A 26,832-nucleotide genomic window follows, 5' to 3' on the forward strand; every position below is an offset into this window, starting at 1 on the left:
GTATGACCACATAGCGTGGCCCCCGTGCGCGGAACGGCCAGACTGCCTTCCATGGCACGTCTGAGGTTCCTGTGGGTGGCCGCGCTGGTCGCCCTCCTGCTGCTGCCCGTCTCCCGGCCGGAGACCCCGCGGCCCGCCGCACCCGGGCCGTTCGGGGCGTACGTCGGGTACGGCGCGGACGGGGTGCGGCGGGTGGCGGCGCTCGGGAGCTGGCTGCGTGACGAACCCCGGGTCGGGCACACCTACCTGCCCGGTGACGTGTGGCGGAACATCGAGGGCGCCCCGGACTTCGTACGGCTGTGGGCCCGGTGGCGGCGGGCCGAACCCGACCGGCTCCTCGTCCTCAACGTGCCGATGCTGGAACACACCGAGGCGCACGTCCCGGACGCCGAGGTGCGCCGCCAACTCCAGCTCGGGGCACGGGGGTCGTACGACGTGCACTTCCGTACGCTGGCCCGCCGGCTGGTCGCGGTCGGCGCGCCGGACACCGTCGTCGTGCTCGGCTGGGAGATGAACGGGGACACCTACACCCATCGCTGCGGACCGGACCCCGCCGCCTGGCGGGCGTACTGGCGGCGGATCGTGACGGCCATGCGGTCGGTGCCGGGCGCCCGGTTCCGGTTCGACTTCGCGCCCAACCGGGGGCGGGACGCCGTCCCCTGGACCGCGTGCTACCCGGGGGACGGGTTCGTGGACGTGCTGGGGATGGACGCGTACGACACCCCGCGGGGGATGCCCTTCACCGAGCAGGTCACCGAGCCGTACGGGCTGCGGGCCCAGGTCGACTTCGCCCGGACCCACGGCAAACCGGTCTCGTACCCCGAGTGGGGGCTATACGAGAACGGGGACGATCCGGCGTACCTGCGAGGCATGCTGGCCTGGTTCGCGAGCAACCGGCCGCTCTACCAGACGATCACCGACTACTGCCCGCACGGCGTGTGGACATGCCGGGGCAACCCCAGGTCCACGGCCGTGTACCGGTCCCTGATGAAGGGCTAGGCGAGCGGTTCCGGAGCCGGGCTTCGGACGCGGCCCGCGACCGGCGGCCGCGGAGTTCCCCCGTTGACCGCGGCGGCGGGATGGCCCACCTTGCATGCACTCTTGCATCCGTTCATACGTCTGTGCATCGCCGGGGCGACGGGCTGGACAGGGTCGGCGGTGGCGAGAGCCGCCGCGGGGCTGCTCGCCGCCGAGCATCTGCCGACGTGGGAGATCGTGGAGTACGCGGACTCCACGAAGGCGGACGCGCCCGGCGGGACGTCACGCGGCCGGCCGAACGCCTCGCCGAGGTGCACGAGCCGCGCATCGACGTCGCCCTCGCGGACACCGGGGGTGTCCCGGGAGCGCGCGGCGCGTCGGTGTCCGCGACACAGGTGCACAGCGTCAGGTTGCCGGGCTACACACTGAGCGTCGAGATCATGTTCGGGCTGCCCGGCGAGCGGCTCACGATGCGGCACGATGCCGGACCGGACGCCACGCCTTACGTCGACGGGACCCTGCTGGCCGCTGCGAGGGTGACCGAACACATCGGCCTTGTGCGCGGGTTGGACACGCTCCTGTTCGGGGCGGGCGGATGACGCGGGTGGCGGACCGCCTCTCTTCCCAACCGCTCGGCTAGGAGTTCGCGCTCGACGGGCCGAAGAACTCGATCTCGGCGATGGCCACCTGGGTGCGGCCCGGCGCCCGGTACGACGACTCGATCGTGAAGCGGACGGAGACGACGTCCGCGGCCCGCAGGTCGCGGGGCTGGCCGCCGGCCGTCTGGTCGAGGGTCAGCTCGCGGGTCTCGGTCTTTCCGTCGGCGGTCTTGATGGTCGCCTTCAGGCGGTGCGGCAGGGCCGACTTCTTCAGCTGGTCGTTCTCGGTGGACTCGCCGGACGTGATGACGACGTTCAGGAGCCGGGTCGGCTCGTCGAAGTGCGCCTCGATCCACTCGCCCTCGCCGCCGCCGACGATGCCCGGGCCCCACCAGGTGTTGTTCAGCTTGTCGAAGAGCAGGTCCGGCTTGTGGCCGGCGTAGGAGCGGGAGGCGCGGTAGCTGTCCGGGGAGACCTGGGCGCGCTTGGCGAAGTGGTCGCGGGTGGCGCTGATCGCCTTCGGCGTGTTGACCGCCAGGACCGTGACGCCGGTGAGGACGACGGCGGCGACGATCCAGGTGAGCACGCGGTCGAAGGTGCGGCGGAGGCGGGGGCGGTCGCCTGCCCAGGGGGTCTCTCTGCGGCGGAAGTCGAGGATGCGGCGCCACCAGGGGCGGGGGGCGGAGGCGGCGGTGCCGGGGTGGCCGGCCATGGGCATGGCGCAGCGGGTGCAGAAGTGGCGGTCGGGGCGGTTGGGGGTGGCACACCAGGGGCAGGGGGTGCCGCCGTGGGCGCCGAGGTCTTCGCCGGGGGCGCGGACGGAGGCGGGGCGTTGGGGGGTGGGGCGGCCGGGGAGGACGGGGGCGACGGTGGGGGGTGCGGGGGCCGGTTCCGGGTCCCCTACGGGGATGAGGAGGCGGCGGGCTCGGTCGTGATCGGGGTTCGGGTCGGTGGTGGGGGTGGGTGTGGGGTGCGGTTCCGGTTCGGGAGCGGGGTGCGGGGTGGGGATCGGGGTGGTTTCGGCTGTGGGTGCGGTGGCGGTGAGTGGGGGCTGGTCGCGCAGTTCCCCGCGCCCCTGACGGGGCGCTGTCGTGACCGCTGGTTCCATGTCGCCGTGCGCCTGACGGGGCGCTGTCGTGGCCGGGGCTTCCATGTCGCCGTGCGCCTGACGGGGCGCTGTCGTGACCGCTGGTTCCATGTCGCCGTGCGCCTGACGGGGCGCTGGCGTTGCCGCTGGTTCCATGTCGCCGTGCGCCTGACGGGGCGCTGGCGTTGCCGCTGGTTCCGTGGCGCCGTGGGACTGGCGGGGTGCTGTCGTTGCCGGGGCTTCCATGTCGGCGCGGGGGGCTGTTGTTGTTGCTGGTTCCAGGGGGGGTGTGCGTTGGGGGAGGCCGGTGGCGCCGTCTCTGCGGGTGAAGGCGTCCCAGGCGGGGGCGGGGGTCTGGCGGGGCTCTTCCCTGGTGCCGGTCCAGCTCAGCACCGCTCCGCAGGCGTCGCAGAAGGACTGGCCCGGTTCCGCGACCGTGCCGCACTCCGTGCAGTTCCGGTGGGTCGTCATCGCTGCGGGGTCCTTTCGGCGGACGCGGTCACCTGGACCGTGTAGGGCATGTGAGCGGGGCGGGCGGCGGCCACGAGGTGTTCCAGGCGGACCTCGTCGGCCGAAGTGGGGGACGGGAGCGTGAGGTGGACGTGCAGGTGCGGGCGGGGGGTGCCGGGGAAGGGGCCCAGCGGGCGGGCGTTCCAGTCGGCGCCGCCGCTCTCCGTGATCTCCGGTGCCACGCCGAAGGCCAGCCGGACCGCCTCGGACAGGCCCCAGCGGGTGCCCCGGATGCGGTGCAGGTAGGCGGCCGCGGCCACGGCGGCGCGGAGCAGCGGCTCCGGTTCCGTGCCGTCGGTCTCGGCACCGACCCAGGTGCCGAGCCACTCCGCGAAGTCCAGCGGAGCCAGCGCCGGGTCGAAGTAGCTGGGCAGGCAGTCGAGGACGTTCGGGATCGGGGCGATCACGTCGTCCAGGCCGGCGACGAAGCGCAGCGCGAGGTCGTCGTCGGCGAAGACCGCGGGGAGCATGCGGCCGATGGGGACGGAGGAGCCGAGGCCGTCGATGGACCCTCTCAACGGAGGCCTCCGGTCGGGTTGTTGCCGGTCATTCGCCGATCACCCTCACCCGGTGGTCGTAGGAGAAGACCAGGGACGGGGCGTCCAGGTCGATGCGGTCGGTCGGGTCGCCGCGCTTGCCGGTGAGCGGGTCGGCGGGGTGCAGGACGACCTCGTCGACGAGTTCGACACCGGGGACGCGCTGCAGCACCGCGAAGATCTCACCGGACTGCACCGGGCGCCCGAACGGCCAGCCCTTGCCGTCCGCGCCGCCGGTCAGCGGGTCCAGGTGGCGGTAGAGGGCGTCGTGGGCCTGGCGGCGGACCCGGTCGACGTCCACGCCGCGGAAGGCGTGCACGGTGGCGACGACCGTGACGCCCTGGTAGAACGGCGGGCCGACCGCGAGCCGGGTGCCGATCAGCCGGCGTTCGTCCAGGTAGCGGGTGATGCGGTCGAGCAGGGCGTCGCCGGGGACGAGCTGCTCGAAGCGGAGCCGGCCGCCCGGGTCGGAGACCGCCTGCGGCACCACCAGGACCCGGACCGCGTACGAGCCGTGCTCGCCCTCCTCGCCCTCCAGGCAGGTGATCCGGGCGGTCTCGGGGGCGGCGCGGCGGGCCAGCTCCTCGTAGTCGCGCAGGGTCACCGCCCGCTCCTGGGCGCGCAGCGTGATCGGGGCGCGGACCTTCGCCTCGGCGACCGTCTCGCCGTCCACTCCGCCGCGCGCGGCCTCCCGGTTGACGACCTCCGCGACGTACGGGATGGAGGAGCGCAGGATCTGTACGGCCCCGCGGGCCACGTTGCCGTCCCGGCCGCCGCCGGTGCGGTAGCGGCGGGCCCGGACGACCGCGCCCTTCGGGGCCACCGCGCCGTACTGGCGCAGCGAGCCGTCCGGTTCGCGGACCGCGGGGCCGAAGGCGATCTCGCCGGTGGTCGCGTCGAGGGTGAGGTGCCGGTCGTACGGTCCCGAGGCCGCGAAGTGCGGGACGACCTGCCAGTCCACCCAGCCGCCCGCGCCGTCGTGCTCGGCGGTCTGGAGGAGGAGCGGCGGGCTGTCCCCGACGACGGGGGCGTGGGCGAGCCGCAGGCGCTGGCCGGGCAGGCCGGTGGACTCGCCGAGCGCCTCGTCCTCCACGGTCTCCGCGTGCACGGCGCCGGTCGTGCCGCCCACCGTGCAGGCCTCGGCGAACCGGATCGTCGGGGAGGTGGTGTAGAAGGGCTGGTCGGAGTGGGGTTCGGTGACCCGGCAGCGCAGCCAGCTCGCCTCCAGGCCGCCGTTGCGGGAGAGCACGTGGCCGCCGGGGACGTGCAGGACGACCTCGCCGGGGCGGTTCAGGCCACCGGTGCCGTCCCGGTCGACCTCGCACTCCCGCCAGCCGTCCTCCGTCCACGCCTCCCACACCAGCGGGGGCTGCCGCGGGTCCACGCCGACACCGTCGACGCGGCTGTCCAGGTCCAGGGCGACCGCGCAGTGCGGGACGGCGGCGGAGAGGCCGAGCAGCATGCAGTCACCGGGGTTCGGGGACTCGGTGAAGCACGACAGGTCCTTGCCCTCGGCGAGTTCGTGGGTGAGGTCGACGACGGCCGAGCCCTGCCGCTGCCGCAGCAGGTAGCGCAACTCGCTCGGGACGATGGTCAGTTCGCGCTCGGTCGCGAAGACCACCGCCTCCTGCGTCTCGGTCCGGCGGGTCGCCACCTCGGTGCCGACCGGCACGAGCACCGGGTCCTCCTGGGCCGCCGACAGCCAGAGCGTCACGTCCGTGCGGGCGGCGGAGGGCGGGAACAGCGTGATGCCGACCAGGTCCAGGAAGGCGAGGTGGTTCTTCTCCGGGACCCGGTTGAGGCGGTACACGATCTGGTCGGCCATGTGCGCGACCGTCTCCACCAGCGTGATGCCGGGGTCGGAGACGTTGTGGTCGGTCCACTCCGGGGCGCGCTGCTGGATGTAACGCTTGGCGTCGTCGACGAACTGCTGGAAGCGGCGGTCGTCGAGGTTCGGGGAGGGCAGGGCCATCGGGATCAGCGGTCGCTTTCGGAGGAGTCCGGGGAGGCGGGGGGCAGGTCCGGCTCGTCGTGGGAGGGGATGACGTAGAAGGGGAAGACCAGGCTGCGCGGGTTGTTGGTGCCGCGGATCGAGTAGCGGACGTCGATCATCAGCACGCTCGGGTCGGCGCCGGTGGTGACCTCGACGTCCTCGACCTCGATCCGCGGCTCCCAGCGGTCGAGGCTGGCGTGCACCTCGTGCTGGATACGGCCGGCGGTCTGCTCGTTGACGGGAGCGAAGACGAGGTCGTGGATGGCGCAGCCGAACTCCGGCCGCATCGGGCGTTCGCCCGGGGCCGTGGAGAGGATGAGGCGGATGGCCTCCTCCACCTCCTTCTCGCCGCTGACCAGGGCGATGCCGCCGGTGGGTCCGATCCGCAACGGGAACGACCAGCCGGAGCCGACGAACTGCTCTGCCATCAGCCCCGCACCCGCCCCTCCGGGAAGTCCTGCCGCCCGCTCATGCCGGGATCACCATCACCGTCAGGCCGCCCATCATCAGGTTGCCCAGGACCGGCACCTCCGGGGCCTGGATCGCCACCGTGGCCAGGGAGCTGATCGCGACGGCGGCGTTGCCGCGCAGCGACAGGGCGGCGTTGGCCATCAGGTTCACGGCGGCGGCGTTCACGGAGACCGCGCCCGCGGGCGCCTTGATGTCGACGAGTTCCGCGCTCTGGATGGACAGCGGGCCCCCGCTCCTGAGGCTGAGCGCGCCGCCCGCCTTCAGGGACAGGTCGGCGCCGGCCTCGACCGACACCGACCTGCTGCCCTTGATGGAGACGCTGCCCTTGCTGTCCACGGTGATCTCGGTCTGCTGCCGGTCCAGGAAGACGGTGAGTTTGCCGTCGCCGCTGGCCAGCCGGACGCCCTGTTTGCGGCCCCGCTGGTCGAGCAGGTCCATGCGGTTGCCGACCCGGTCGGAGACGGTGTGCCGGGTGGCCCGGCCGCGCAGGCCGTCGTGCAGCGGTACGTCCTTGACCCGGGTCGGCTTGTCCTTGCCGTTGTAGAGGCCGCCGATGACGTACGCGTGGTCGAGGGCGCCCCGGTCGAAGGCGACGAGCACCTCGTCCCCGACGTCCATCGGGAAGACCCCGCCGCCGCGCACCCCGCCCCACTGCACGGTCCGGGTCCAGTCGCTGACGTAGGTGTCGTCCAGCCACGGGAACTTGATCTTCACCCGCCCCTGCTGGAGCGGGTCCTGTACGTCGGTGACCAGGGCCTGCGCCACGCTGGGCTGCCGGTCGCCACCGGTGTCCCCGCCACCGCCCGAGGCGACGCCGTAGAGCGACCGCCACTGCCGGCCGCTGACCGTCACCCAGGTCTCGTAGTGCTTGGCGTCGCCGAAGACGTGCCGTACCGAGGTGACCGTGTACTTCCCCTCGAAGGGGTCCCCGACGTCCGCGAGCGCCACCGGAACCCCGGGCCGCAGCTTGGGGTTGCCCCGTACGACCACCTCCACCTCGGCGAACGTCGACGTGACGTCGTCGGAGAGGGCGTCGGCCGCGTACTTCACCTCGGTCTGCTTGTCGTACGGCGTGCGCGTCTCGACCAGCTTCGACGTCTTGAACTCGCCGGCCGCCGCACCCGGGGTGGTGCCGATGCTGTACCCGGTGTTGTCGGCCGGGGTCACGGTCGCCGTGAGCGTCTTCTTCGTCCGTACGTCCCAGCCGCGCGACTCGACCTTGTTCACCTGGTCGGAGGCGGTGACCGCGGTGCGCAGCCGCAGGATGTCGTGCCTGGCCTCCAGGACGAACGGGCTCCGGTCGCCGTCGGTCTGCGGCGACGGCGCCCCGGAGGCGCTCTTCTGCTTCACGAACTGGAACTTGCCGTCCGCGTCCACCGACATGACCATCTCGTTCTCGTCGGCGAGCCGGGCCAGGAAGTCCCAGTCGGTGACGTTCGACTGGCTGATGAACTCGTAGACGGTCCTGGTGGCCTGGATCCGCCCGACCGGCACGCCGTCCTGCGCGGCCAGCTTGCGGGCGATGTCGGAGGCGGTCTGGTTGCGGTAGGCGACCACGCGGCGCTGCCGCATCAGCCGGAACCCGTAGTCGTAGCCCCGGACCACCGCGTAGCTGCCGGTGCCGTCGTACTCGGCCTCCATCCCGGTGACCTCGCCGGTGAGCAGCGGGTCGCCGGTGCCCTGGCCGTCGGAGACCGGCGTGATCACCACCGGGGTGCCGAACTGCACGCCCAGTTTGCCCAGCAGTTTGCGCGCCGGGTCGCGGAAGGTCAGCTGGAAGGCGGCGGGCACCCCGACGCCCTGGTCCACGTGGGCGTCGACGAGGTACCGCCCGTACTCCGAGGTCGCGGTCAGCTCCCGGCCGCCGATGACGACCTTGATGACGTTCGAGAAAGCGTGCTTCACCATCAGGACCGCACCTCCTCGGCGGCCGGCAACACCAGTTCCGTCCCCGTCGGCAGCCACCCCGGGTCGTCGATGTCGTTGGCGTCCGCGATCGCCCGCCAGGCGGCCGCGTTGCCGTACTCCCGCCAGGCCAGCGACTGCAGCGAGTCCCCGGCGACGACCCGGTGCACGCGCTGCGCGGTGAGCGCGCCGGACGTCGGGTTCTGCAGCGCGGTCTTGCTCGGGATCTCGTGCAGCTGGAGCCGGCAGCTGGCCCGGATCGGCATCCCGCTGGTCCCGAACAGGGAGTAGGAGACGTCCGCGGAGGCGACGTACGCCGTGAAGTTGGCCGTCGAGAACGAGCCCCACTGGAAGACCACCCAGGGCGGCGACGGCTGCTTGGCGGCGATGCTCTTGCTGGTGACCTCGCAGCAGGCCAGCAGCGACTCCACCTTCTTCATCACGTCGTTGCTGTCCGGGTCGTCGGACCGGTCCAGGAAGATCTCCACGCTCATCTCGCGCGGGTGGGTGCCGAGGAACTCCGGCAGCGCGCCGTCCCGTTCGATCGGCGCCGCCGACGACTTCCAGTCCGCCCGGCGGGCGATCGACAGCTGCGCCGGGTTGAACTCGAAGCCGAACGTCTTGATGATGCCGCCCGGACTGGTGCTGGTGCCCACGGGCGGCTCGTGAATCGCGAGGGTGGCCCGCACGAGGCTCTTGCCGGCGCCCCGGCTGCTCCTGGCCATGATCTGGTCTGCCTCTCAGTCCGTGAATCCGTGGTGGGCGATCTCCAGGACCTCCGTGGCCACGGACGGGCTGCCCGCGTCCAGGGAGGGCCCCTGCCAGCTCACCGGCAGCACGTCGAGGAGCCCCCACCGGGCCACCTCCGAGCCGTCCGCGCGCAGCGCGGTGATCTGCCCGGTGGGCCGCTCGATCCCCGTCTGCACGGACGAGATCCACTTCGCGACCTTCGAGGTGTCCGGGGTGAGCGGGCGGGTCAGCCGGATGTGGGAGAAGGTGACCCGGGTCGGTAGCTGCCACACGAACCCGTTGTTCCCGCCCTCCTGCCGCTGCTCGATCTCCACCTGCGAGGACAGTCCCTCGCACCCGTTGAAGTAACCGAGGTCCTCGCCGTCGATGGAGAGGCTGAACCAGACTGTGGTTCCCGGGTCCTGGCGGTCCATCGGGGGCCTTTCTGTGGAGTGGGTGCGCGGTCGTCGTGGTCAGGGGCGGAAGTCGCGCAGTTTTCCCACGCGTTCGCGGTCACGGCGGAGTTCGGTGCGGACGTGCCGGGTGATCCGGTCGATGATCCGGTGGACGAGGGCGTCCACCTGGAACTCGGTGAGGGCACGGGGGTCGAAACCGCCGCCCTCGACCGCCGTGTAGCCGGGCGGCGGGTCGTCGGCGGCCGAGGCGGCGGCGGAGTACCCGGGCGGCGGCGGGTCGTCGGAGGGCGGCGGCTGCCTGGACGTCTGGGTCCGGGGAGCCGCGGCACGGGCGGTGTGGGTGGCCGGCGCCTTTTTCAGGGGCGTCGTGGGGTGGTCGCCGGGCAGCGCGGTGGTGAGAGCGTCGCGCTGGACGGTGACGCGGCCCAGGGGAGCGACGGGCAGGGGGGTGGTGGCGGAGATCGGGGTGGTCGGGCGCAGGGGGACGGGTTGGCCGGGAGCGGGAGCGGGAGCGGTGGCGGCCGGCTTGACCGGCAGGGCGGCGGGCGCGGGCGGGGGCGCGGTCGCGGTCGCGGCTCGCTGTACGAAGAAGGGCTGGGGTGCCGTCGGTCCGGTGGGCGGCGGGACGGCCGTGGGGCGGGGCGACCGGGGCGACTGTGCCCTGCGCTGCACGGCTGCCGGGCGGCCTCCGGGGCCGGGAGCGGCGGGGGCGGCGGGGGCGGCGGTGCGCTGGACGAAGGGGGGAAGCGGTGCGGCCGTCGTCGCCGAAGGGTCCGCCGTGGCGGGGCCGGGAGAAAACGGTGGCGGCGGCGTCGCAGGACCGGTGGGGGCGGGCTCGGCGCGTTCGGCCGTCGTCGTCGGCAGGTCCGGTGCCGAAGCTCGCGGTACCGGCCGGGGTGGTGCGGGCGCCGGACCGGAAACGGCGGCCGGGCGGTCCCCCGAAGAACCCACCACCGAACCACTCGCCGAACCACTCGACGCCCGCCGCTGCTGCTGCCGCTGCACGGACGGCACAGCCGCCTGGCGGCCCGCGGACCTCACGGCAGCCGCGCTCGCGACCGGAACGGTGAAGGGGGCGCCGAGGCCGAGGCGGGGTGCGCGGGGGGTGGCCGCACGCTGTACGGGCGCGGAAGCGGGAACCGGCGCAGGCGCGGGCCGGGCCGCCGTGGCCGGGTCGGCGGACGACGGGGCGGGTCCCTGCTCGCGCGGACCTGGCGGCGTCTGCGCATCCGGCACGGCGGCCGAGGAAACCTGCGGGCCCTCCGTCATCCGCCGCTGCACGGACACCTCACGGCCACCGCTCCCGGCCACGCGCGAAAGCGGGGCGCCGAGGCCGGGGCGCGGGGCGTCCGGGGTCGTCGCCGCACGCTGCACGGGGGCCGGAGCCGGAGCCGCCGCGGGAGCGGGCGTGACCGCCGCCGTGGTCGAGGTGGCGACCGCGGCGTCCCGGCCGGGCTCACCGGATGGCGTCGGCACGGCAGCCGGTACGGCTCCCTTCCCTGCCGGACGGGGCGCTTCCGGTACGGCATCGGTCGCGCCCGCACTCTCCGTCGCCCTTCGCTGCACAGACACCTCACGGCCACCGCTCGCGGCCGGGGATACCGAGGCAGGTGGGACGGGGGGCGTGGCTTCGGCGGCGGGCGACACAGCGCTGCTGGCGGTGGCGTCGGTGGCCGCCGTGCCGGTCGTGGGTGCCGGCGCCGAACTCGCCGCCGTACGACCGCTGTCCGGGGACGGCGGCGTGTGCCGGGCGGCCGGGCCGGTGACGGTACTGCGCTGTACGGGGGCCGCCGTCCCGGGGCTGCGGGTTCGGGCTCCGCTCACCGCCTGCCGTTGCACAGGGGTCTGCGCGTGCGCGGCGGTCGGCGTGGGCGTCGCGGATACCGAGGGTGGCGCAGCAGCCGTAGAAGTAGAAGTAGAAGGGGAAGGGGAAGGGGAAGGGGAAGGGGAACCGACAGGAGGGGGTGTCGGCGTGGGCGACGCGGGGGCCGTACGAGCCGTACCACCGCCACCACCACCGGAGGGCGCCCTGACCGGACCCGGACCCGGACCTGGACCCGGACTTGTCGCGCCCGGCCGGGCAGTTGCCGGTCCGCCACCGGACGCCGACCGCTGTACGACGGCAGGTGCCGGCGCCCGTCCGGGTGCGGCGGCCCGAGAAGCGTGCGGGGCGCTGCCGGGGGAGGTACGGCCGTCACCGCGGGGGCGCGACCAGCCCCCGCTCACCCGCACCGGATCCCCGCCGCCGCCCTCGACCGCGCGCTGTAGGACCCCGTCCGCCGCCGTTTCGCCGGCGGCTCGGTCGTCGTCACCCGACGCCGGCGCCGCGCCCTCGGCGGCCGTCACCCTCGGCGCCGACGGCAACGTACGCCGCTGTACCGCCGTCACCGACGTGTTCACCGGTGCCTTCGTCAGCGCGCTGCGGCGCGGCGGGACGGGAGGTGCCGGGGCGACGCGCGGGCCGGTGGCCAGAACCGGAGCGACCGGAGTCGGCTGCGGCGCCCACGCCACCGGCACCGCCGTCGAAGCGGCGGGAGAAGCAACGGGGGAACCGGCGGGAGAAGCGGTTGCCGGGACGCCGGTCGTCGGCGTGACCGACCGCTGGACAGCAGGTGTCGCCCGCTGTCCCGCCCCCGCCGCGGAGGGCGCCGGTCCCCCGGCCGGGGCGGTCGGCGAGGCCGACGGGAGCGCCGGGCTCGGCGCGCTCTTCCCGTTCCGTGCCGTCCCTGCCGTCACACCTGCCGTCGCCCCCGGCGGCTGCGCCGCCGTAGCACCACCGCGCCGTCCCGCCAGAGGCACGCGCTGCACCGCCGGCGCCACCGAACCAGCCGACGAACCAGCGGATCCGGCCGAAGCAGCCGATGCCACAGACCTCACAGCCCCCGCAGGAGCCGCAGTCCTCGCCGCCCCCGCCGAACCGCCCCCGACCGCCCGCAACGGCACCACCGGGACCGACGACGCCCGCCGGCCGGCCGCCGTCGGCCCCGCCCGACCCGCCGCTCCCGTCGGCCCCGCCAACGGCAGTGACTGCAGCGGACGTTCGAGTCCGGACACGGCCCCCGCACCCATGGTTCCCGCAAGGCCGCCACCGGCGAGACCCGCGCTGGACTCGCCGTCCAGGACCGCGTGCGAGCGCGTGCCCGTGAACGACGGGTTCTGCCAGGTCGGCAGCCGGCCGCCGAACCCGGCGTCGGCGACCGGCCCGCCCGTCCCCAGCGCACGCTGGATCGGCGGCAGCCCGGACCAGGCCGCCGCCACCACGGGACGCGGCGCCTCCGCGGAAACCCCGGGCCCGTTCCCGGACTCGTCCGGCCCGCCGCCCGGCTCGCCGGCCTCGGACCCCCGTCCACGCCCCCGCATCCGATCCCACAGCCCCACCCGTCAGCCCTCCGCCCCTGCGGAGGCCGCCGCCCGGGTCACCAGAGACGCGATCTCGGCCGTGTAGCGGCGGCGGTCGGCGTGCTCCAGGTCCAGGATGTCCTCCAGGTTCCAGTGGAAGTGGTAGGCGACGTACGCGATCTCCTCGTGCAGCCGGTCGGTCGCGTACGTCACGATTCCCCCAGGCGGCTCCCGCCGAGTTCCACTTCGAAGGGCTCGGAGCAGTGCGGGCAGTTGACCGCGGCCCGGGTGTGTCCCTCGGCGTTGATCTGGCGGTAGAAGTCCTGCAGGAACGCCAGGTCGGAGGCGAACATGTTCTCCACGATCCCGTCGTGGACCAGCGGGAGCGTGCCGAGGCGGGTGATGACCCGGCCAAGGAGCACCACCGACAGGAACGCGGGGTTCTCCTGGACGCGGACGTCCCGCAGCGGGATCAGCTCGTCCCGCGCCGTCGACAGGCGCATCACGCCGTCGCGGTGGACGGTGCCCTGCTCGTCGACGTACCCGCGCGGGAGCTGGAACGGGAACTCCGTGCGCAGCACCTCGACGGGCGTCTCCGGTTGCTGGGGGGCCTGGGGCGCCGCCGCCTCCGGTGCGAGCGGCGCCCCCACGCCCTGGGCCCTGACAGCCGAACGCCTCATTACTCGATGACCAGTTCTTCGAACGTGATGGTCACCGTCTCGGTCAGCGCGGACGCCTCGCCCGCCTTCACCGTGCTGGTGTCGATCTTGCTGCACCAGGCGTTGCGCAGGTTGTAGCGCTTCACCGGGTTGTTCTCGAAGTCCATCATGATGATGGAGGCGTTCTTGCGGGCCGTGGTCATCTGGCCGTTGATCGACTCGTTGATCCACTGGGTGAACGACGAGGACTGGGTCATACCGCGGACGACCGTGCAGGTGCCGTTCTTCTTCACGCCCGGCAGGTTGCGGACGTGGTTCTTCCCGTCCGGCGTGTTCTGCTGGTAGGTGATGACGTCCTGCTCCATCGTCATGCCGCTGACCTCGGCGAGGTACTCGACCATCACGCCGTCGATCTGCAGGCCGAAATTGTGCGATGTGAGGGCGTCACCCGGCTGGAGACTCATGTGTTACTGCCCGTTCTTCTCAAGGTGCCGTGACATCGAAGGGGTTGGGGACCGAGGGCCCGCCCGCTACTCCTGCAGCTCGCCGCTGCCGCTGCTGAACTGGGCCAGCCGGAAGATCACGAACTCGGCGGGCTTGACCGGGGCGATGCCGATCTCGCAGATCACCCGGCCGACGTCGACCGACTCCGGCGGGTTGGTCTCCTCGTCGCACTTGACGTAGTACGCCTCCTCGGGCCGCTGCCCGAACAGGGCGCCGCTGCGCCACTCGTTGACCAGGAAGGCGGAGATGTTGCGCCGGATCCGGGCCCAGAGGTTGTGGTCGTTGGGCTCGAAGACCACCCACTGGGTGCCGATCAGGATCGACTCCTCCAGGTAGTTGAAGTACCGGCGGATGTTCAGGTAGCGCCAGGCCGGGTCGGAGGAGAGGGTGCGGGCGCCCCAGATGCGGATGCCGCGGCCGGGGAAGGCGCGGATGCAGTTCACGCCGATGGGGTTGAGCAGGTCCTGCTCGCCGCGGGTGATCTGGAGCTCCAGGTCGACCGCGCCGCGGATCACCTCGTTGGCCGGGGCCTTGTGGACGCCGCGCTCGGCGTCGTTGCGGGCCCAGACGCCGGCCACGTGGCCGGACGGCGGGATCAGCCGGGACTGGCCGGAGGACGGGTCGAAGGTCTTGATCCAGGGGTAGTACAGGGCCGCGTACTTGGAGTCGTAGCCGGCCGTCTCCTGGCGCCAGACCCGGATCTGGCGGGCGTTGAGGCCCGGCGGCGGGTCGATGACCGCGACCCGGTCGCCCATCAGCTCGCAGTGCGCGATCAGGCCGAGCTGGACGGCCTTGACGGCCTCCAGGTCGATCGCGCCGCGCTGGTAGGCGGCCATCAGGTCGGGCACGGCCACCATGGACACCTCGTCGACGGCCTCCAGGCCGCCGAAGCCGGTGCGGTCGGCCGAGTCGCCGAGGTAGGTGGCGGGCCCGGGGTGCGAGCCGGCGTCCGCGACGGGGGACGCGGACGCCGGCGGCTGGGTCGGGGCCGCGAGGGCCACCGTCTGGTTCTCCGGCCGGGCCAGCTGCGCGGCGGGCGCGGCCTCGGTCACGGTGATCAGCCTGGAGCGCTCCTTGACCTGGGTGACCACGTAGTTGCGGCCGCCCTTCTTCGCGGTCACGTCGAAGGTCTCGGCGGTCTTGCCGCCGTCCTTGACGACCAGCCGGAAGCGTTCGGCGGGTCCCTCGCCCTCCGGGTCGGCGACCTCGACGCTCAGGTCGCCGGAGGCGATGGCGCTGACGGTGAAGGTGCCGAGCTGCTTGGCCTCGCCGGGCGGCAGGGCGGCCGGGGCGGCCGAACCCCCGACGGCGGCGGGCGTGTTGACGGCGCCCTCGGCGTCTTCCCGGGTGCCGCCGACACGGACCACGTAGGCCGCCGTGCCGCCGTTGTTGAAGAAGCCGTAGACGGAGTGCGCGAGGTAGTACCCGTCGGTGAACTCACCGAAGGACGCGACGTACTGCGTCCAGTTGGTCACCAGCGTCGGCTCGTTCAGCGGACCGGTCGGGGCCAGGCCCACGAAGGCCGCCACCGACGTGCCCACCCCCTCGATGGGGCGCGAGCCGCTGGCCACCTCCTCGACGTAGACGCCGGGCGACAGGTAGGACGGCATGCTCTGCTCTCCTCGGGGTACGAGACAGGAACGCTTCCCACTCTCAGGCGCGAAGCGTGGTCGCCGAAACGTCCTGGGGTGCCGGTTCGAGGGCAGTCCGGGTGCCCGGAAGGGCAGGACACCCGGACGGACGGGCCACTCGCCGCTCAGCCGCGCAGCGTGACGGTCAGCATCGCGCCGACCAGGTTGGTGTTCCCCGGGGTGGCCCAGCACTCGTGCCAGGTCCGCCCGGACTCCCTGCCGTACATCCGGAAGTACCAGAGCGGGTCGCCGCTGTCGAGGGTGGAGCGGCTCGGCTGCTCACGGGCGTAGTTCTCCATGGTGACGTAGTCCTCGCCGGCCTTCGCCACCACACCACCGAAGTGGAACGGCATGGGACGGTCACCGGTCTGCTCCATCTCCGCGAGCTGCCCCTCGTCGGCCTCCGCCTTCACCATCATCACGTGCCCGACCTTCGGCATCTTCGCGTGCTCGTTGATCTCCAGCCGCCGCAGCACCCGCTCCACCTCGTCCGGCTGCTGCTCGACCAGTCGCTGGAACACCCCGCTCATCTCCAGCGTCAGCGGTCCGGCGACATCGGCGTCGCCCTTCTTGAAGGCGTCCTTGACGCGCTTCTCGTACTTGTTGCCGGAGGTCAGCCGGTCCAGCGCCTTGCCCAGGGTCTCCCAGTAGGCGTCGCTGCCGCTCAGGTCCACCGACTTCTGCCCGGTCACGAACTCCGCCATCGCGTTGCAGCGCTGCGGGACCCGCACATCGAGGCCGTGCTGCACGGTCGCGTCCCGTCGCGAGGGCCGCCCCTTCGGCTGGACCTCGAACAGCACCTCCTTGCGGCCCATCCCCTCGAAGGTCAGGTACCGGCCGGTCTTCTCCAGCTGGACGCCCCTGCCCCTGGTGATGTCGGGCAGCCTCTCGTTGGAGGAGCCGATCCGCCGGTCGGTGGCGAAGAAGGTCTTCGGCTCCTTCGCGCCGGCGGCGTGCTGCACGGCGAGCGTGAAGTCGTCGGAGACGGCGAGCCGGACGGTGCCCTCGTAGACGAGGTGCGGCAGCGGCGGGTGGTCCTGGTCGTACCAGCTGCCGGCGGCGTTCGTGTCCTGCCCGACGAAGAACTGCTCGTCGTCCGCGTCCGGATGCTTGGTCGGGTAGCCCTCCTGGCCCGGCTCGATCACCTGGTACCGCTGCACCGGCGCCGAGCCCGTCGCGCCCCCGACCGCCCCCGATGGCCCGATGTCCGGGGTGATGCCCTGGGCGAGTTTGCGGCCGCTGTCGGCGGCATGCCGCTCGAACGGGTCGCCCGGATCGGAGACCTTCGTCCCGTCCCCGGCGTCGGTGCCCGCCACCTCCCCCGCGGACTGCTGCCAGACATGGGTGAGTTCGTGGTACATCGTCTCGTCGTCCACACTCTGCGGACCTACGACGATGTCCATGCCGGTGGTGTAGGCGCGAGCGCCGTACCGTACCGCCGAGCGCTGGGCGACGTCCCCGGTGTGCACGCGCACGCCACCGAGGTCCATGCCGAGCCCGGCCTCGGCGTGCTTGCGGATCCGCGGTTCGAGCGGGCTCCAGGGCGAGCGCACCGCGTCGGCGACCGAGTCCCGCTGGACCACCGAGTCGCGCTGGACCGCCGAGTCCCGCTGGACCGCCGCCTCTTCCTCGCCGTGTCCGCAGCCCTGCGTGTGCCGGTGCCGGTCGGGCTGGACGGCCCGGACGACCGCCGCGTTGCCCGCCGTCGCCTGAAGGTGCGCCAGCTGGACCGCGGCCGTCGGCCGGGGTACGGCCGGGCGAGGCCCGCGGCCCCCGTCGCGGTCCCGTCCGGAGTCCGTGCTTGAGCGCGCGTATGCCTGCATGTACCGTCCTCTCGCCTCCCGTCGTTCTACCGGGGCCGCGGCCGGGACTGAAGAGCCGCAGGGGCACTCCTGACCCCCCAGTCCCCGTCCGGTCGGTCAACAGAGCTGATTCTTCGGGCACTTGACCGTGCCCCTATTCCTGCGACAGCGTCCTGGGCCGCCCGTAGCGTGTCGACGTGAGCCTGTGGACTTCCCTGGAACCCGCCTCCGCGACCGTCGATCCGGGCGCCTCGACCCGCGTACGCCTGCGCCTGCGCAACACCGGCGACGTCGTCGACGAGTACCGCTTCGAACCAGTGGGCCCCGTCGCCCCCTGGACGACCGTGGAGCCGCAGACACTCCGGCTCTACCCGGGGACCACCGGCACGGTCGAGCTCACCTTCGCCCCGCCCCGCACCCCGGACGCGACGGCCGGCCCGAACCCCTACGCGGTCCGCATCACACCCACCGAGCACCCCGAGGCGGTCACCGTCCCCGAGGGCAACCTCACCATCACCCCGTTCACCGAACTGCGTGCGGAACTCGTCCCGCCCACCGTCAAGGGCCGCTTCCGGGGCCGCCCCAAGCTGGCCATCGACAACCTCGGCAACACCAAGCTCACCGCCTCCGTCAGCGGCAGCGACAACGGCGACCAGCTCGCCTACGACCTCCACCCCAGCAACGTCCAGATCGAACCCGGCCGCGCCGCCTTCATCAACGCCACCCTCAAACCCCGGAAGATCATCTGGTTCGGGCCCAAGGAACAGCGGCCGTACCGGCTCAGCGTGCAGCGGTCGGGGGTGAAGCCGGAGCCCGTCGACGGGACGTACATCCAGCGCGGCTTCCTGCCCCGCTGGCTCGCCACCCTCTTCGGCACCCTCATGGCCCTCGCCATCACCTTCGCCCTGATCTGGTTCAACTACAAACCCCAGGTCAGCAGCCTCGCCCGGCCACAGGTCCAGGAAGCCGGAGTGAGCAGCATCGCCCCCAGCCCCTCGGCCACCCCGACCCCGCCGCCGGCGCCCAGTGTCACGGCCTCCACCGCGCCCGCCGCTCCGGACGCCGGGGACGGCGGCAACGGAGGCGGCGGCGGGGGAGGCGGCGGTGCGACGGCCACCGTGACCGCAAAGCCCAAGCAGGACACCGCGGCAACCGCCGTGAACCGGCTCGCCGCGGCCGACCCGGCCGGCCGGCACATCTGCTACCGCGCCTACGTCCAGGGCACCGGCTGGCAGAAGCCCGTCTGCGACGGCACCATGGCCGGCACGGTCGGCAAGAACACCCCGATCAAGGCCATCAACCTCGCGGTGTACGGCGTCCAGGGCTCCGCCGCCAACGCCTTCCTCTACAACCCCCAGTCCACGGACGGCAAGGGCAAGTGGAACCCGAACTGGACGGCGATCATGCCCGACGGCAAGGACAACTACATCGGCAGCACGAAGGCGGCCGACCCCTACATCGAGGGCTTCGCCTTCAACGTCGGCAGCGGGCAGGGCTGCAACTACGCGAAGGTCCGTGACCACGACTGGGGCGGCCAGTGGTGCCAGGGTTCCCGCAGCGACAACAACGCACTCGATTTCGTCGGCACCCTCGACAACACGCTCTGGCTCGAAGCCTTCAAGCTGACGGTGACCCCATGACCCTCTGGACCTCCCTGGAACCCGCCTCCGCGACCGTCGATCCGGGCGCCTCGACCCGCGTACGCCTGCGCCTGCGCAACACCGGCGACGTCGTCGACGAGTACCGCTTCGAACCAGTGGGCCCCGTCGCCCCCTGGACGACCGTGGAGCCGCAGACACTCCGGCTCTACCCGGGGACCACCGGCACGGTCGAGCTCACCTTCGCCCCGCCCCGCACCCCGGACGCGACGGCCGGCCCCAACCCCTACGCGGTCCGCATCACACCCACCGAACATCCCGAGGCGGTCACCGTCCCCGAGGGCAACCTCACCATCACCCCGTTCACCGAACTGCGTGCGGAACTCGTCCCGCCCACCGTCAAGGGCCGCTTCCGGGGCCGCCCCAAGCTGGCCATCGACAACCTCGGCAACACCAAGCTCACCGCCTCCGTCAGCGGCAGCGACAACGGCGACCAGCTCGCCTACGACCTCCACCCCAGCAACGTCCAGATCGAACCCGGCCGCGCCGCCTTCGTCAACGCCACCCTCAAACCCCGGAAGATCATCTGGTTCGGGCCCAAGGAACAGCGGCCGTACGCCCTCACCGTCCAGCGGTCGGGCGTCCGTCCACAGCCTGTGGACGGCATCTACATCCAGCGCGGCTTCCTGCCCCGCTGGCTCGCCACCCTCTTCGGCACCCTCATGGCCCTCGCCATCACCTTCGCCCTGATCTGGTTCAACTACAAACCCCAGGTCAGCAGCCTCGCCCGGCCACAGGTCCAGGAAGCCGGAGTGAGCAGCATCGCCCCCAGCCCCTCGGCCAGCGCCCCCCTGGCGGCCGCACCGGCGCCCTCGCAGACGCAGCAGCAACCGGCCGACGGCGGCGACGCCTCGTCCGACACCCAGGGCGGAGGCGGCGGCCAGTCCCAGCCGACCCCCGAGGCGACGAAGAAGAAGGCCGCGAAGCCGGTCGTCCCGGCGACGAACATCCTGCTTCTCAACACGACCACCAAGAAGTGCGCGGACATCCCCGGCTACGGCAACGGCACCAGCAACGGCCCGGTGCGGGAGTACACCTGCGACGAGACCACGAACGACAACCAGCTGTGGAACCTGGAGGTGCGCTACGCGAAGGGCGGCCCCGGCTCGGCCGCTCTCTTCCAGATCCGCAACGCCAAGGACCAGTTGTGCATGGACCTGCCCAACTACGGTTCGGCCAAGCTGTCCTCGCCGATCACCGAGTACAAGTGCGACGGCACGAAGGCCGACAACCAGCTGTGGTGGATCGACAAGCAGCCCAGCGGGGCCTACTGGATCCGCAACTTCGCCAGCGACAACCTCTGCCTGGACGTCGCGGGCTACAGCACCGGCGGCAACGACACCAACCTGACCCTCTACTACTGCTCGAACACGGACGACCAGGAGTGGCGGATCGTGCAACCGTCGGGCGACTGATCCCGGCCGGCCCGGCTCACCAGGTGCCGGGCACCAGGCGGCCCGCCTTGCGGTACTCGCGGCGGGCGCCCTCCAGGAGGTCGGCCGCGGTGAGGGGCCGGTCATGGGCGGCGGCGAAGTAGGCGGCGGTCACCACCGCGCTGCGGATCGCGCCGCCGGCCAGCTCGAAGTCCCGGGCCAGCGGCCGCAGTTCGATGCCCTCCTCGCTGGGGACGTGCACCAGGCCGTGCCGCCACAGCGCCAGCCGCTGCTCCTCGTCCGGGAACGGGAAGTCGACCACCAGGTCGAGGCGGCGGGTGAAGGCCTCGTCGATGTTGGCACGCAGGTTGGTGGTGAGCAGCGCGATGCCGTCGAAGGCCTCCAGGCGCTGCAGGAGGTAGGCCGACTCCAGGTTGGCGTACCGGTCGTGGGCGTCCTTGACCTCGGAGCGCTTGCCGAAGACGGCGTCGGCCTCGTCGAAGAGCAGCACGGCGTCGGTGCGGTCGGCCTCGGTGAAGATGCGTTCGAGGTTCTTCTCGGTCTCGCCGACGTACTTGTCGACGACGGAGGAGAGCTGGACGACGTACAGGTCCAGGCCCAGTTCGGCGGCCACCACCTCCGCCGACAGGGTCTTGCCGGTGCCCGACTCGCCCGCGAAGAGGCCGAGCACCCCCCGCCCCCTGCCGCCGCCCGCGCTCAGCCGCCAGTCGCCGAGCACCCGGTCGCGGTGGCGGGCGCGCAGCGCCAGTTCGCGGAGTTCCGTGAGCGGCCGCTCGGGCAGCACCAGGTCCCGCCAGTCGACGGCGGGTCGGATCCGGCGGGCGTGCTGTTCGAGCCCGGAGGCGGACTGCTGGCGGGCGCCCAGCCGCAGGTGGGCGGCGGTGAGCGGGGTGCCGTCGAAGGCGGCGAGGGCCTGTGCGGCGCGGGCCGCCCGGGTGAGCCGCTCGCCGCCGAGGTGGTACGGGGCGACGGTGGCCGCGAGGTCGAAGCCCGGCTCGCCGGGCAGCACGGCCGCCCAGGCGTCCGGGGCGGCGGCGCGCCGGGAGGGCACCTCCAGGACCAGCGGGTCGCGGTGGTCGCACCACTGGGGGTCGTAGGGGCGGCCGGTGCTGAGCAGCACGGTCACGTCCGGGGCGTCGGTGCTCAACGCCCGCAGCAGCGGCCCTGGTCGGTCGCTGTCGACGAGGATCGCCCGGCCGCTCACGCGGGCCTCCCGCAGCAGCTCCGGGATCCGCTCCTCGGGCCCGGTGTAGTGCAGCGCCGCGCGCCCGGCGAGCCGCAGCGCGGCCGTCGCACAGCCGAGGCCCTCGCCCTCCCGCCGCTCCCGCAGGAAGGCGAGGAGCGGCCCGGCGGCGATCCGCGCGGCCAGCCGGCCCGCGAAGTCGGGGTCGGCGGGTTCACTGCCGTACGACGGCGCCCGCAGGTGTCCGGTCAGTGCCGCGTCCGGGGTGTCGTCGCCGAGGAGGTGGGCCAGGACCCGGTCCGGGACCCGCAACGAGCGGCTGAGGAAGGGGCGTTCGGGCTCCTCGACGGTGAGCAGGCCGAGCGCGGTGAGCGGGGCGGTGGGATGGAAGCGGGCGCGGGCGGCCGCGAGGTGCGCGGGGGCGCCGTACAGGTCGAGGGCGAGGCCGACGGTGGCGCGGCGGCGGCCGACGTCGTCGTTGAGGTAGCCGTACAGCGGCTCGAAGGTGCGGTCGAGGTCGGGGGCGAGGGCGATGAGGAGCAGGGCGGTGTCGAGCGGGGCGAGGCGCAGGCGGCCGGCGAGGGCGGCCAGGGGGTCGGGGAAGTCGTCGGCGAGGGAGGGGAGTTCGGCCGGTTCCGGCTCGGGGTGCAGCAGGTGCCGGACCGCTTCCTCGGAGAGGTAGAGGCCACGCAGCGGGTCGTCCGCCGTCGGGTCGTCGGCCGAGCGGTGGGCGACGAGGGCGGCGACCCGGTCGCGCAGCGCGGACAGCCGGGTCAGGAGCGGCGCGGCCGGCTCCAGGGAGACGTCGAGGGTCACGCCCGGCCCCTCCGGGCGGCCGCGGCCTCGGCGACCTGGCCGGGCCGGTGGGCCCGCTCCTCCAGCAGCGGCGCGGTGTCCTCCAGCCCGTCGCGGACCCGCACCACGGCCCCCTCGGTGACCGGCGGACCGGCGTCGTACTCGGGGTAGGCCGGGAACGGCGCCGTGATCACGACGTCCAGGGACGGCTTGAGCTCGCCGCCGAGTGCCGACCAGATCTCGGCGAGGGAGCGGGCCTCGGTCTGGATGCCGGCGCAGGAGAGCGGCACCGTCAGACCCAACGCGCCCAGCGAGCCGGGCAGTTCGGACGGATGGAGCAGCTCCCGCGGGATCAGGGTGGCGAGCACCGCGCTGATCAGCCGGTGTTCGTCCTCGGGCCGCTTGGTCCACGCCGTCACCAGGTACGACAGCCGGAACCAGCGCGGCGGCTGGCGGCGCCTGACCACGACGTCCCGCTCGTCACGGAGGTCGACGTGCCCGCGCTGCCGCCGTTTCACGTCCTCCCGGATGTCGTACAGGTAGCTGTTGATCACCGGGCCATTGCGCCGGGCCGACCAGTCGCGGGTCGGCGCGTCGAAGGAGACCTCGATGCCGGAACCCTCCAGCGCACCGCCGGTCAGCAGGTTCCGCAGCACCTGGTCCACCTCGTGGATCACGCCGTACTCACCATCCCACGGACCCGCCCGGCCCCCTCGTCACTCACGTCCATCCTGCCCTTCGCCCCCGCCGCCCCCGCAGGAACGGCCGGGCAGACCGGCCTGCCCCGGAACCGGTGTCCGCTGCCCGATCGGTCAGATGTAGCCTTCCCGGAGGGCATGGGCCACGGCGTGGGCCCGGTTGCGCAGATGCAGTCGGGTCGTCAGCCCGTGCATGACGTTCTTGACGGTGCGCTCGGAGTAGGACAGCTTGCTGGCGATCTCACCGGTGTCGAGTCCCTCGGCGACCAGCCGCAGTACGTCCACCTCACGGGCGGACAGCCCGGCGGCCGGGGCACCCGGACGGCCGGCGGCGCTGCGGTGCAGGGTGCCGACCTGGTTGATGAGCCGGCCGAGCAGGTCGGCGGGCAGGTCCCCGTCGCCCCGGGCCGCCGCCAACACGGCCTGCACGAGCCGGAGTTCGGTGGCCTCGTGGCGCCATACGATGGCCCCGACCCCGCACTCGATCACATCGAGCAGCTCGGTCTCGCGCAGCGCACCGACCACGAGTACCGCCCGCGCGCCCTCGCTGCGCACCACCCGGCGCAGCCGGGTCAGTTCCGGTGCGTCGAGGCTGTCGCTGATGAGCAGCGCGACCGTGCCGGGCCCGGTCTCGGACTCCTCGCGGACCTCGATCTCGGGGTGCCGCCGTAACTGGCTGAGCGCGCCCTCCCGGGAGATCGGATCGGGTGCGTGCACGGCCACGGGCGTGCGAGCGACCGACGCGAATGAGCTGTTGCTGACCAACCGCTTCCCCTATGTCCACGTGCCCGTCGCCTCCGAGGGAACGGTGACGGGCGGGAGTACTCCAGCCTGCTGTGGCCAAAGGGGCAAGCACAATCGTGGACGACCACGAGAAGGACCACGAGATGTTCGGGGCGCCCGGTGTTGTGGGCGGGTGCGGGCCGGTGGGGGTTGCTCGCGCAGTTCCCCGCGCCCCCAAGAAGGCTTCTTGGGGGCGCGGGGCTGCATCGGATATGCGGCTACCGCCGCGCGGGCGCGACCAGCCACAACGCACCGTCAGCCGCGCACGGCCCCCGGCACCCCCCACCCAAATCCACAGCCCCGTATCAAATGTGCAGCCCCTGCAACAAACCCCCCGCCCCGCCCCACCACCCCACAACCTCTCCCACCCCCACCCGCTCTAACCCCCCGAACCCACCAGCGCACCGCGAGGAGCCAGGCATGACCCAGCCGTCCCCTGAACTCGCCGACGCCATGCACCTGTTGGCCGAGGAAGCCGCGCGCACGCCGGCCGGCGGCGGCCGGCTCGTGCTGCTCCGGGGCGCCACCGGAACCGGCCGCACCACCGTCCTGGAGGCCGCCGCCGAACACGCGGCCGGCCTCGGCCTGAAAGTCCTCCGCGCCCGCTGCTCACCCGGCGACACCGCCATCTCCTTCAGCACCGTCCTGCAACTCCTCGGCCCGGTACCGGAGTTCGCCGAGCTCGCGGTGGACGGGGACGAACGGGCCACCGCCGCCGGACTCTGGCGGGTGCTGCGCGCCTACGCCGAGGACTCGCCCCTCCTCGTCGCCGTGGACGACGTCCACCTCGCCGACGCCCCCTCGCGCCGCTGGCTCGTGGAGTCCGCCCGGCACATAGACCGCTTACCCATCCTCCTCGCCGTCACCGAACGCAGCCAGTACGACCTCGATCCGCCCGCCCCCGGCTTCGCCCACACCCTCCCGCCGGCGCTGGTCCGCACCCACACCCTCGCTCCCCTCGCCCCCGCGGCGGCCACCGCCCGGGTGCGCGCCAGGTTCCCCGACGCGTCCCGGTTCTGGATCGAAGCCTGCGTCCAGGCCGCGGCGGGCAGCCCCCTGCTGCTGCGCGCCCTCCTGGACGACCTCGACGAGAGCCGTCACCCGGACGTCCCGGAGGCGACCGCCGCGCTCTACCCGGGCGCGTACCCGGCCGCCGTCCAGTGGTGGCTGGACAGTGCGGGACCGGCCACCACCGAGGTCGCCCGCGCCCTGGCCGTCCTGGAGGAGGACCCCGGCACCGGCCTGCCGGAGAACGAGATCACCCCGCTCCTCGCCGAACTGGCCGACGCCGACCCGACCCGGGTGGCCGGCTGGCTCACCGCCATGACCAACCTCGGCCTGCTCACCCTGGGCGCCGACGGCCGCCCGCACTTCCCGCACCCCCTGCTGCGCGACGCGGTCCTCGCCGGTGTCCCGGCCGCCCGCCGCCGCACCGCCCACCGGGCGATCGCCGAGGCGATGCTGCACCAGGACGCCCCCGCCGAGGCCGTGGCCCGCCAGCTGCTCGCGACCGGCCCGGTGGACGCCCCCTGGGCGCTGCCCCTGCTCCAGGACGCGGCCGCCGTCGCCCTCTACGAGGACCGGGCCGAGGACGCCGTCGGCTATCTGCGCCGCGCCCTGGCGGAACCCCTCGCCGACGGCCACCGGCAGCGGCTGCTGACCGAGCTGGGCTCGCTGGAGTACGCAGCGCCCCGCTCCTCCGCCGCGATCCCCCGCCTCGCCGAGGCGGTCCGGCTGCCGGCCGCCCCGCAGGACCGGGTGCGCGCGGCCGTCGCCCTCGGCACCGCGCTGACCGGCCGCGGCCGCACCCGCAAGGCCGTCGAGCTGCTCCGCTCCGTGGACGTCGAACTCGACGGCCACCCCGACCTGGTCCGCACCCTGCACACCGCCTCCGTGCTCCTGTCCGACCAGGACCAGGAGATACGGCAGGAGGTCTACCGCCGGCTGTCCGAGACCGCCGAGCGCTCCCCGGAGCTGGTCGGCACGGCGGGGCAGGCCCTGCTGGTGCGGCACGCGGCCTCCGCGGGCCTCACCTCGGCCCGGAACGCCATGCGGCAGCTGCGCGCCCTGCTCGCCGAGCCCGCCGACCCGCTCACCGAGCCGTTCCTCGTGGGTACGGCGGCCACGGTCGCCCAGTGGGCCGACGAACTCGACGAGGCCGACCGGCTGGTGACCCGCGGCCTGGCCGGACAGCGCCCCGACCTGCTGCACCCCATGCACCACGCCCTGCTCAACAGCCGTACGGACATCGCGGCGGCCCGCGCCGACTACGCCCGCCTGGCCGCCCTGCCCGCCCTGCCCGACGCGGTCACGCCCACCAACGCCCACGCGCACACGCTGATCGCGCTCGTGGAGACCGGCCGTACCGCGCAGGCCGCGGGGCTCGTCGCCGGGATCGACCTGCGGGAGGCGCCGGACTCCTGGGAGCTGAACCGGTTCCTGTACGCGCGGGGGGTGGTGCGGGCCGCCGCCGGGGACCCGGCCGCGGCACTGCACGACTTCCTGGAGTGCGGCCGCCGCCAGACCGCCCGTGAGGTGATCAGCCCGGTGGTCACGCCCTGGCGGACGGCCGCCGCCGAGTGCCGGCTGGCCCTGGACCGCCCCCTGGAGGCCATCGCCCTGGCCGAGGAGGAGCTGCGGCTGGCCCGGGTCTGGGGCACCCCGCGCACCGTCGGGCGGGCACTGCGCGTCCTCGGTACGGCGACCGGCGGCCGCCGTGGCCTGGAGCTCACCGAGGAGGCCGTACGGCTGCTGCGGGACGGCGGCCCGGCCGGTACCGAGCCGGCGCTCGCCCTGGTCGCGCTGGGCCGCCGGCTGATCGCCGCCGGTGAGACGGCCCGCGCCCGCGACTGCCTGCGGGAGGCCGCCGAGCACGCCGAACGACTGGGCGCGACAAGGCTTCTGGAGCTGACCGAGTCGGTCCTGCGCAAGGGCGGCGCCCGCTCCCCCCGGCGCCGTACGGGCGCCGCCTCCCTCACCGGCAGCGAGCGGCGGATCGCCGAACTCGCCGCCGAGGGACGCACCAACGTGGAGATCGCCGCCCTGCTCCATCTGGCCCGCCGTACCGTGGAGACCCATCTCACGCACACCTACCGCAAGTTGGGCATCCGCCGCCGCGCGGACCTGCGCCCGGCCCTGGACCAGACCGCCCCCAGGGGCTGA

21 protein-coding genes are annotated in these 26,832 nt (G+C 73.4%); 5 read left to right on the top strand and 16 right to left on the bottom strand.

Annotated features, from left to right (window positions below):
* The first annotated feature begins 51 nt into the window (after window positions 1-51).
* Window positions 52-999, top strand: coding sequence for a glycoside hydrolase family 26 protein (locus ACWGKQ_RS02220; RefSeq protein WP_453289941.1), 948 nt, complete (start codon window positions 52-54; stop codon window positions 997-999).
* Window positions 1,000-1,205: 206 nt separating this feature from the next.
* Window positions 1,206-1,577, top strand: coding sequence for a dihydrodipicolinate reductase C-terminal domain-containing protein (locus tag ACWGKQ_RS02225; RefSeq protein ID WP_453289942.1), 372 nt, complete (start codon window positions 1,206-1,208; stop codon window positions 1,575-1,577).
* 37 nt (window positions 1,578-1,614) lie between these two features.
* Here the strand turns inward: ACWGKQ_RS02225 and ACWGKQ_RS02230 are convergent, their stop codons facing one another.
* From ACWGKQ_RS02230 to ACWGKQ_RS02290, 13 genes are all read right to left on the bottom strand, one after another.
* Window positions 1,615-2,685 (bottom strand): NADase-type glycan-binding domain-containing protein, encoded by a 1,071-nt coding sequence (locus ACWGKQ_RS02230; protein WP_453289943.1) that lies wholly within the window; start codon window positions 2,683-2,685, stop codon window positions 1,615-1,617.
* Between the two features lie 446 nt (window positions 2,686-3,131).
* Window positions 3,132-3,692 carry a phage tail protein gene (locus ACWGKQ_RS02235; protein WP_453289944.1) on the bottom strand — a complete coding sequence of 187 codons (561 nt, stop codon included), beginning with the start codon at window positions 3,690-3,692 and terminating at the stop codon, window positions 3,132-3,134.
* A gap of 28 nt (window positions 3,693-3,720) precedes the next feature.
* The gene (locus ACWGKQ_RS02240; protein ID WP_453289945.1) at window positions 3,721-5,682 is read right to left on the bottom strand and encodes a putative baseplate assembly protein; all 1,962 of its coding nucleotides are present in this window, start codon (window positions 5,680-5,682) and stop codon (window positions 3,721-3,723) included.
* 5 nt (window positions 5,683-5,687) lie between these two features.
* Window positions 5,688-6,131: a GPW/gp25 family protein gene (locus ACWGKQ_RS02245; RefSeq protein ID WP_181806072.1), complete on the bottom strand. Its 444-nt coding sequence runs from the start codon at window positions 6,129-6,131 to the stop codon at window positions 5,688-5,690.
* 40 nt (window positions 6,132-6,171) lie between these two features.
* Window positions 6,172-8,082, bottom strand: a complete 1,911-nt coding sequence (locus tag ACWGKQ_RS02250) for a VgrG-related protein (protein WP_453289946.1) — start codon at window positions 8,080-8,082, stop codon at window positions 6,172-6,174.
* Window positions 8,082-8,804, bottom strand: coding sequence for a CIS tube protein (locus ACWGKQ_RS02255; RefSeq protein WP_453289947.1), 723 nt, complete (start codon window positions 8,802-8,804; stop codon window positions 8,082-8,084). Before ACWGKQ_RS02255 ends, ACWGKQ_RS02250 begins: the two co-directional genes overlap by 1 nt.
* Before the next feature lie 15 nt (window positions 8,805-8,819).
* A complete protein-coding gene (locus tag ACWGKQ_RS02260; protein ID WP_089100302.1) occupies window positions 8,820-9,242 on the bottom strand; it encodes a phage tail protein in 423 nt (140 codons plus the stop codon).
* Between the two features lie 39 nt (window positions 9,243-9,281).
* Entirely contained in the window at window positions 9,282-10,700 is a 1,419-nt protein-coding gene (locus tag ACWGKQ_RS02265) for a hypothetical protein (protein ID WP_453289948.1), read from the bottom strand.
* A gap of 1,905 nt (window positions 10,701-12,605) precedes the next feature.
* Window positions 12,606-12,776 (bottom strand): DUF6760 family protein, encoded by a 171-nt coding sequence (locus ACWGKQ_RS02270; RefSeq protein ID WP_089100305.1) that lies wholly within the window; start codon window positions 12,774-12,776, stop codon window positions 12,606-12,608.
* Window positions 12,773-13,243: a hypothetical protein gene (locus tag ACWGKQ_RS02275; protein WP_351713193.1), complete on the bottom strand. Its 471-nt coding sequence runs from the start codon at window positions 13,241-13,243 to the stop codon at window positions 12,773-12,775. The genes ACWGKQ_RS02270 and ACWGKQ_RS02275 overlap by 4 nt, the downstream gene beginning before the upstream one ends.
* Window positions 13,243-13,686, bottom strand: a complete 444-nt coding sequence (locus tag ACWGKQ_RS02280) for a phage tail protein (RefSeq protein WP_093500609.1) — start codon at window positions 13,684-13,686, stop codon at window positions 13,243-13,245. Before ACWGKQ_RS02280 ends, ACWGKQ_RS02275 begins: the two co-directional genes overlap by 1 nt.
* Window positions 13,687-13,752: 66 nt before the next feature.
* Complete coding sequence (locus ACWGKQ_RS02285) at window positions 13,753-15,336, bottom strand: phage tail sheath family protein (protein ID WP_453289949.1); 1,584 nt, start codon at window positions 15,334-15,336, stop codon at window positions 13,753-13,755.
* A gap of 146 nt (window positions 15,337-15,482) precedes the next feature.
* Window positions 15,483-17,180 (bottom strand): eCIS core domain-containing protein, encoded by a 1,698-nt coding sequence (locus ACWGKQ_RS02290; protein ID WP_453289950.1) that lies wholly within the window; start codon window positions 17,178-17,180, stop codon window positions 15,483-15,485.
* 176 nt (window positions 17,181-17,356) lie between these two features.
* Here ACWGKQ_RS02290 and ACWGKQ_RS02295 point away from each other — a divergent pair, with 176 nt between their 5' ends.
* Both ACWGKQ_RS02295 and ACWGKQ_RS02300 read left to right on the top strand, forming a co-directional pair.
* Entirely contained in the window at window positions 17,357-18,799 is a 1,443-nt protein-coding gene (locus tag ACWGKQ_RS02295; protein ID WP_453289951.1) for a hydrolase, read from the top strand.
* Entirely contained in the window at window positions 18,796-20,232 is a 1,437-nt protein-coding gene (locus ACWGKQ_RS02300) for an RICIN domain-containing protein (protein WP_453289952.1), read from the top strand. Before ACWGKQ_RS02295 ends, ACWGKQ_RS02300 begins: the two co-directional genes overlap by 4 nt.
* A 16-nt stretch (window positions 20,233-20,248) precedes the next feature.
* Here the strand turns inward: ACWGKQ_RS02300 and ACWGKQ_RS02305 are convergent, their stop codons facing one another.
* The 3 genes from ACWGKQ_RS02305 to ACWGKQ_RS02315 all read right to left on the bottom strand — a co-directional run bounded on the left by ACWGKQ_RS02305 (window position 20,249) and on the right by ACWGKQ_RS02315 (window position 23,610).
* Window positions 20,249-22,210 carry an ATP-binding protein gene (locus ACWGKQ_RS02305; protein ID WP_453289953.1) on the bottom strand — a complete coding sequence of 654 codons (1,962 nt, stop codon included), beginning with the start codon at window positions 22,208-22,210 and terminating at the stop codon, window positions 20,249-20,251.
* Window positions 22,207-22,866, bottom strand: coding sequence for a DUF4255 domain-containing protein (locus ACWGKQ_RS02310; protein WP_453289954.1), 660 nt, complete (start codon window positions 22,864-22,866; stop codon window positions 22,207-22,209). The genes ACWGKQ_RS02305 and ACWGKQ_RS02310 overlap by 4 nt, the downstream gene beginning before the upstream one ends.
* A gap of 135 nt (window positions 22,867-23,001) precedes the next feature.
* On the bottom strand, window positions 23,002-23,610 hold the full coding sequence (locus tag ACWGKQ_RS02315) for a helix-turn-helix transcriptional regulator (RefSeq protein ID WP_453289955.1): 609 nt from the start codon (window positions 23,608-23,610) through the stop codon (window positions 23,002-23,004).
* A gap of 480 nt (window positions 23,611-24,090) precedes the next feature.
* On the opposite strand from ACWGKQ_RS02315, the gene ACWGKQ_RS02320 reads away from it, so the two are divergent.
* Entirely contained in the window at window positions 24,091-26,832 is a 2,742-nt protein-coding gene (locus ACWGKQ_RS02320; protein ID WP_453289956.1) for a LuxR C-terminal-related transcriptional regulator, read from the top strand.

It is taken from the genome of Streptomyces sp. NPDC054770, assembly GCF_053611985.1.

What these genes read in the sequence shown, in the direction of transcription:
- ACWGKQ_RS02280 (WP_093500609.1), bottom strand. Translation starts at nt 13,686, where the DNA reads ATGAGTCTCCAGCCGGGTGACGCCCTCACATCGCACAATTTCGGCCTG.
- ACWGKQ_RS02255 (WP_453289947.1), bottom strand. Translation starts at nt 8,804, where the DNA reads ATGGCCAGGAGCAGCCGGGGCGCCGGCAAGAGCCTCGTGCGGGCCACC.
- ACWGKQ_RS02250 (WP_453289946.1), bottom strand. Translation starts at nt 8,082, where the DNA reads ATGGTGAAGCACGCTTTCTCGAACGTCATCAAGGTCGTCATCGGCGGC.
- ACWGKQ_RS02230 (WP_453289943.1), bottom strand. Translation starts at nt 2,685, where the DNA reads ATGGAACCAGCGGTCACGACAGCGCCCCGTCAGGGGCGCGGGGAACTG.
- ACWGKQ_RS02285 (WP_453289949.1), bottom strand. Translation starts at nt 15,336, where the DNA reads ATGCCGTCCTACCTGTCGCCCGGCGTCTACGTCGAGGAGGTGGCCAGC.
- ACWGKQ_RS02290 (WP_453289950.1), bottom strand. Translation starts at nt 17,180, where the DNA reads ATGCAGGCATACGCGCGCTCAAGCACGGACTCCGGACGGGACCGCGAC.
- ACWGKQ_RS02240 (WP_453289945.1), bottom strand. Translation starts at nt 5,682, where the DNA reads ATGGCCCTGCCCTCCCCGAACCTCGACGACCGCCGCTTCCAGCAGTTC.
- ACWGKQ_RS02275 (WP_351713193.1), bottom strand. Translation starts at nt 13,243, where the DNA reads ATGAGGCGTTCGGCTGTCAGGGCCCAGGGCGTGGGGGCGCCGCTCGCA.
- ACWGKQ_RS02320 (WP_453289956.1), top strand. Translation starts at nt 24,091, where the DNA reads ATGACCCAGCCGTCCCCTGAACTCGCCGACGCCATGCACCTGTTGGCC.
- ACWGKQ_RS02220 (WP_453289941.1), top strand. Translation starts at nt 52, where the DNA reads ATGGCACGTCTGAGGTTCCTGTGGGTGGCCGCGCTGGTCGCCCTCCTG.
- ACWGKQ_RS02245 (WP_181806072.1), bottom strand. Translation starts at nt 6,131, where the DNA reads ATGGCAGAGCAGTTCGTCGGCTCCGGCTGGTCGTTCCCGTTGCGGATC.
- ACWGKQ_RS02300 (WP_453289952.1), top strand. Translation starts at nt 18,796, where the DNA reads ATGACCCTCTGGACCTCCCTGGAACCCGCCTCCGCGACCGTCGATCCG.
- ACWGKQ_RS02260 (WP_089100302.1), bottom strand. Translation starts at nt 9,242, where the DNA reads ATGGACCGCCAGGACCCGGGAACCACAGTCTGGTTCAGCCTCTCCATC.